This is a genomic window from Microbacterium xerophyticum (assembly GCF_053543555.1).
Genome location: NZ_JBLVOB010000006.1, coordinates 848972 through 855406, shown reverse-complemented (window position 1 = coordinate 855406; position 6435 = coordinate 848972). Strand labels below are relative to the sequence as shown.

Annotated in this window: 3 protein-coding genes; all 3 read right to left on the bottom strand. The window is 65.7% G+C overall.

The genetic code is table 11. From position 1 onward, the window contains the following. Positions 1-15: 15 nt before the first annotated feature. Positions 16-2634, bottom strand: a complete 2619-nt coding sequence (locus ACNPNP_RS10805) for a glycosyl hydrolase (RefSeq protein ID WP_448966020.1) — start codon at positions 2632-2634, stop codon at positions 16-18. 146 nt (positions 2635-2780) lie between these two features. After that, complete coding sequence (locus tag ACNPNP_RS10800; RefSeq protein WP_448966019.1) at positions 2781-4016, bottom strand: family 1 glycosylhydrolase; 1236 nt, start codon at positions 4014-4016, stop codon at positions 2781-2783. 114 nt (positions 4017-4130) lie between these two features. Further along, a partial coding sequence (locus ACNPNP_RS10795) for a glycoside hydrolase family 3 C-terminal domain-containing protein (RefSeq protein ID WP_448966018.1) occupies positions 4131-6435 on the bottom strand: 2305 nt, incomplete at its 5' end.

The following is a 6435-nucleotide window of genomic DNA, read 5'->3' as shown; positions in this document are numbered from 1 at the left end:
CCCCCCCCGTCCCATTCAGCCCTCGCGCAGTAGACGGACCGGCCCTATCAGACCTTGTGTGCGCGTGACGGACCCAGCACCGTCACGGGTGCCTGCTGCGACAACGGCGTTTCGTAGGGGGGTGCGGACTTCGATCTCGAGAACATCGCCTTGCCGTACGCCGTCGCCGATGTCGACGACGGTGTGCGGCACGTAGGCGAAGCCCTTGACCGTCCCGTTGACGCGCACGCTCGCGGACCCGGCCAGATCTCCGAGGTGAAGTGTGATGCGGCCTTCGGCGGTCTCCAGTACTCGGGTGCGGTAGACGCCCGTCCCCGACGTCGACTCGAGCTCCGGGATGCTCCTCCAGTCGCTGGGGCCCTGGCCGTCCAATTGGATGTCGCGCGGGCCGTCAGGCTCCTCTGTGTGAACGCGCAATGACCACACGTCCACCGGAAGGTCCGTGGACCGGGAGGCGGATGAGGGCAGGTCCTGGAAGATCGGAGCGGTCGTCGTGTCTTCGAGGACCAGTTCGAAGATCCTCAGGCCCAGGGGCCCGAGTGTGATCGAAGTCGCGGTGCGGCCGCTCTCGTGGTGAGCTGCGATTCGATGGCGGTGACCGGTCCATAGATCCAGCTCGTGCAGCGATCCCTCACCCTCAATGCTGATGCGGCTATCGACGGTGGTGTCGTCTGTGTTGTAAACGAGAAGGTATTGGCTCGTCTGCGCGTCGCGCCACTGTGTCAGGAGGGCGTGTCCGTCGACCATCGTGCGCGGGGTCACTCCCACATCTGCGAGCGCGGCGGCTGCCGCGTCGATGTCATCGATGCGGCGGGTGGTGGGGCGGTCGAGGAGGCGCGCGAAGGCCGACTTTACGCGTTCGTCTCCTCCCGGATCACCAAAGCCCGACGCGGATGTCGGCGCTGCGCCCACGATGAGGACGGCAAGTCCCTTTGCGGATGCTTGGTCGAGCGCCTCGGCGGCGTCGGGGTTGAAAGACTTCGCCTGTACGACGACCGCCCGGTATGCCGGTCCGTCCGGGAACACACATCCGTCCTCGGAGCCCGTCGCGCCTTCGACGAGACCGACGGCGTCGACGATCTGGATTGTGTACCCGGCGCGTTCCAGCGGTTCGGCGTCGATGAGCTGGGACGGCGCCGTGAAATCGGCTTCGCCGAAGCCGCGGGCCGCGGTGGTGAGGAAGCTATTGCGATAGAACGCGACATCGGTCCGCGGCACTCCGGTTTCGAGAACCGTAGTGCCCCGTGCCCAGTAGTCGGTGAGGGGACGCCAGTTTCCCCATTCCGGGAAATGTGTGTCGTTCCACGAGTCGGCGACGTAGTCGAAGAAGCGCGACTGCGTCGGCCACGAGGCGTCGGGAGCTTGGCTTGCGAACCCGTGAACGAACGGCTTGGTGATCCCCGCCGCCCATTCCTTGTCGAGCATCTGCTTCAAGTCCCCGAGCGTCAGCGTGAAGGCCGCGGCGAATTGTGCTCCCAGTTCCGTACTGATCCGCACCGCGCCGCCTTGATGTGCACCCCCGACGATGGATCGCTGCCAATCGAGGGCGAACCTCCAGTTGGGGTGCGTGCGGGACACCGGGGCCCGGTCCCCGGAGTTCAGTGATTCTCCCTCGGCGTGGCCCCCGTGGCGGACGAACTCCCGGTTGCTTCGAACCGGCTCAAGATTCTGACCGTATGCGACCTGAGCTTTGTGCCGCAGACCGTAGGAGGCTGCCCAGTTCTGCAGAACGAGAAGGTGGTCATTGATGTAGAGGTCCGTGAGCAGTTCGTAGTAGTCGTGGCGCACGCGCGCCCCGCTATCACCTTCGAACTCGAAGTCGGGGGTGGGCTCGTCGTTCGGCACCCAGTACCGGCACATGCCGTGCGCGAAGAGTGCGGGCAAGTACGGGGTGAGGTCGTATCCCTGGCGGGCTTCGAAACGCTCGAGGAAGTCGGTGGACCAGAACAGCGAGTCGGCGTTCAGTTCAAGCGAGTCCTCGAAGAGATCGGTTCCCGCATCGGTGAGCAGTGCGGCGTTGTGCGGACCGATCTGATGCACGTCGATGTACTCGGTTGCCGCGATGGCGGCTGACCGGTCAAGGAAACTGGTGACCCCCTGCTCGGAGTCGCGCATCCAGAAAGCGAACAGCGCCCACTCGGCGGGCCGGCCGTCCCACAGAAACGAGCCGTCGATGACTTCGCCGGTCACTACTTCCAGTGAGGAGGGGTCGAGGAGCGACGATTCGTCCGGGCCGACGATCTCTCGTATTTCGCCGCGCCAGGGGTCCTGGGTCATCCTGGTCGTCGCCCCCGGCAGTCGACGAATCACTCGAGCCAAGGTCAATGCGACGAGTTCGCCTCCGCGTTGGTTCTCCACGTTGTCGAAGGGACGCGGAATGTCTACTCGCCCGGCGCTGTCCGGCAGGTACGTGACACCGTACTGCAGTTCTTTGGACGCGTTCGGGGTGCCTTTGCTCGTGTTCGGCGTTTGCAGCGGCCATTCGGCACCCAGGGTGGTCGCGACGCCTATTCCGAGGCGAGACGCCTCCTCCAGTACGACGCCGAGGGCGTGCCTTTGCGCGTCGTCGGCCCAGAATCCCGGCGAGAAGGCGATTTCGACCTCGCCGAAGCCGGCGTCGGCGATGGCACGCATCTCGCGGACAAGTTCTTCCGGCGGGACCGGGGACTGCCACCACCACCGCATGCCCGGGCGGTCCTCGGTGGGGGGCGTTCGAAACTGCGAAGCGTTCAGCGGGCTGCGGCGGGCCTCAGGCTGGGACAGGTCCTGGCGTGCTGTCGTCATCGCGGGTCTGCCGCCGGCTGTGGGTGGTGCAGGTTCCCTGACCGAGCGACGCCGCCCAGCCACGCCAGGCTCGGCTTCGGGGTACGCACGAAGGTGTCCCGGTCCACGGACGCCAGACCGAAGGTGGGCCCCCAGTGTCCCCATTCGTAATTGTCGAGAAGGCTCCAGTGCAGGTACCCTCGCACGTCGACACCGTCATCCATCGCGTCGAACAGGCTGGCGAGCGCGTCCGTCGTGTAGGCGATGCGACGGGTGTCGTCGGTGGTGGCGATGCCGTTCTCGGTCACCAGTACAGGGGTGCCGTTGGTGACGTCCCACGCGTGACGGGCGGCGATGCCCACGGCATCGGGGCGGTAGGGCGTTCCGATCATGGTGTTGTCGGGGTGAGGCGCGTGAGGTATCGGACCGTTCTTGCCGATCTCTTGTGTCGAGTACGCCTGGACTCCGACGAAGTCGTCGTCTCGAGAGACCTCCAGGTAGAAGTCTTCGCGCACGAAGCGCTCCTCGACAAGGATTGGTTCATTCTCCGGGGAGGCGTAGAAGGCCTGGTTCGCGATGGTCCAACCCACCGCAGCGCCCGTGCTCGCCTTGAGCACTTCGCGAGCGGCGACGTGCGCTCGTGCGAGTCGCCGACCGATCTCGGGATCCGGAGCAGGCAGCACGGGTTGCGTTCCGCCCTCAGCGCCGTCGGTGGTCGGGCTTTGCCATTCGGATACATCGCCGTGCTCCACTGCTTGCACGAGGCTGCTCATCATCGCCAGCATGTTGGGCTCGTTGATCGTGCACACCCATTCGACCCCGTCCAGGATGGGAGCGACGGCTTGGACGTACGCGCGGAACCGGTCGACGGCACTGTCGACGAGCCAACCGCCTTCTGCGGAGAACCACTGCGGTGTACTGAAGTGCTGGAGGGTGATCACAGGCGTGAGTCCCAAGCGGAAAGCCTCGTCGATCATGCGTCGATAGTGCTGCAGTTCAGCTTGGGAGAATTGTCCGGGTGCAGGTTCGATTCGTGCCCATTCGATGCCGAACCGGTAGGCGGTGAGTCCGGCATCGGCCACCAAGCGCATGTCTTCCCCGTACCGGTGGTAGCTGTCCAGAGCGTCGCCGCTTGGTTCCATGCCGGGCGTGGAGAGTTCGAGGGCCCACCAGTCGCGGTTGACGTTGTTCCCTTCGATCTGGTGCGGAGCGGTGGACGCGCCCCAGAGGAAGGAGGGAGGCGATGCGGGCATGGTGTGCCTTTCCGAGGTCGGACCCGCGACGGGTCGTGGTGTGTGCTGCGCGAGGGGCCGAGAGCGCGCCGCGCGGCTCTCGGCCCGATGTGAATGGCGGACGGGGTCGTCGTGTTACGTCGCGACCTGTGTGAGGAGCTGACGGACGGTGTCTTCGCCGTTCACGCCACCGGCGCCGAAGCTAATCATCGTGCGAAGCGGCATGTCTTCGATGAGCTTCAAGGTGTCCGAATCCGTGGGAAGACCGCCCGTGCCGGACATCGACGAGAAGAGTTCGCGCACCACCGTGTTCCCCAGGGGGTGGGACAGCCATTCCCCGATGGTGGATTCGGGTGCGAGCGCGACGACAGGCTCCGGGGTGAACAAGACGATGGACTGCTCGAGCGACAGGTCGCGGGAGTGACGGCCGACGGTGACCGCGTAGGAACCGGGTGTCACCGTCCAGCCGCTGGCGCCCCACCAGGCGAACGCCCTCTCGCCCAGCTCGAAGGTCACAGTCGTGCGCTCACCTGGGGCGAGGTGCACCTTCCTGAAGGCGCGCAGTTCGCGAGGCGCGCGGGTCACCCTCGGTCGATCTTCGCCGACGTAGACCTGCACGACATCGCTGCCTGCACGCGAACCGGTGTTCTCGACAGTGACTTCGACGACGACGTGGGCTGTCGTGGGATCCGCGACGGTCACGCGCAGGTCGCTGTACGCGAACGTGGTGTACCCCAGACCGAAACCGAACGGATAGGCCACGTCCCGCTCCGTGATGTCGTACCACCGGTAGCCGACCGATACGCCTTCCCCGTAGTGCACGGTTCCGTTGGAGCCGGGCCAATTGACGTACGCGGGGGTGTGAGCCAGGGACACGGGGATGGTCTCAGCGAGGCGCCCGCCGGGCTCGGCGACACCGAACACGATGTCCGCTGCCGCAGTGCCGGACGCCTGGCCCGCGAGCCACATCTCGAGGATCGCCGGCGCTGTGCCTCGGATGCCTTCGAGAGAGACCACCGATCCGTTGCTGAGGACCACGGCGATGTTCGGGTTGACAGCGTGTACAGCCTCGAAGAGCTCGCGCTGATTGCCGGGAAGGAGAAGGTCTGTCCGGTCGAAGCCCTCGGATTCGGCTGCATCGGGAAGGCCCAGGAACAGCAGAACGATGTCGCTGGTACGAGCGATCTCGGTTGCTTCTGTCCGAAGAGCAGCGTCGTCACCATCATCGATGGTGAATCCGGGCGCGAACCTTACGTCACGCGTTGTCGCTGCCCTGATCGCGGTGAGCGCGTCGTCGAGGCGCGTGGGAACGATGTGGGAGCTTCCTGCACCCTGATACCGAGGGGTGCGCGCGAACTCCCCGATCACCGCGATGCTGCCGCCGTGTGTGGCGTCTAGGGGAAGCAGGTCGCCCTCGTTGGCGAGGAGCACGGATCCTGCCGCAGCCAGTTCACGTGCCAACTGATGGTGCGACTCGTGATCCGCTGTCACCGCTGTGCGGTCGTCGCGGAGGCGGTCGTGAACGGTGAGGATGCGGGAGACCGCCTGGTCGAGGAGCGATTCGTCGAGCTCGCCCGCGGTGACGGCGGCTTCGATGAGGCTCGGGCCTCGATTGCCCGAGGTGGGCATCTCCAGGTCAAGGCCGGCGGCGACGCCCGCGACGGGGTCGACGACGGCACCCCAATCCGACACGACGTATCCGTCGAACCCCCACTCGTCGCGGAGCAGACCCGTGAGGAGCCACCGGTTCTGCGACGCGTAGGTGCCGTTAATCTTGTTGTACGAGCACATGACGGTCGCCGGTCGTGAGTCGCGAACGACTTGCTCGAATGCGGGGAGATAGATTTCCCGCAGTGTGCGCTCATCAACCTCCGCGCTGATGCGCATACGGTTGGTCTCTTGGTTGTTCGCCGCGAAGTGTTTGACCGATGCCCCAACGCCCTGGGACTGGACGCCGCGAACCCACGCCGCGCCGAGCGCACCGGAAAGCAGCGGGTCCTCGGAGAAGTACTCGAAGTTCCTTCCGCACAACGGAGAGCGCTTGATGTTCACTCCCGGGCCGAGGAGCACGTCCACGCCCAGCTGTCGGGATTCGGCACCCAACGCCAGTCCCATTCTCTCGAGGAGCGACGGGTCCCAGCTCGATCCGGTCGATGCGGCCGTGGGGAAGCTGGTGGCAGGCTCACTGTCGTTGATCCCCAGGTGATCAGAGCCTGCCCGTTGGTGACGCACTCCGTGCGGGCCGTCCGTGAGGGTGGCGGACTCGATGTTGTGCTTTTCGATAGCGCGAGTCGTCCAGAACGCTGCTCCGGAAACGAGCTCAGCCTTCTCACGGAGGGAGAGGTGGGGGACGGTGGGATGCACGACGTTCCTTTCTGGTGCCGGGTATGTCGGCGAGATATGGATGAGGCGGAGAACCGACGCCTCGCGGCGGGGCGGG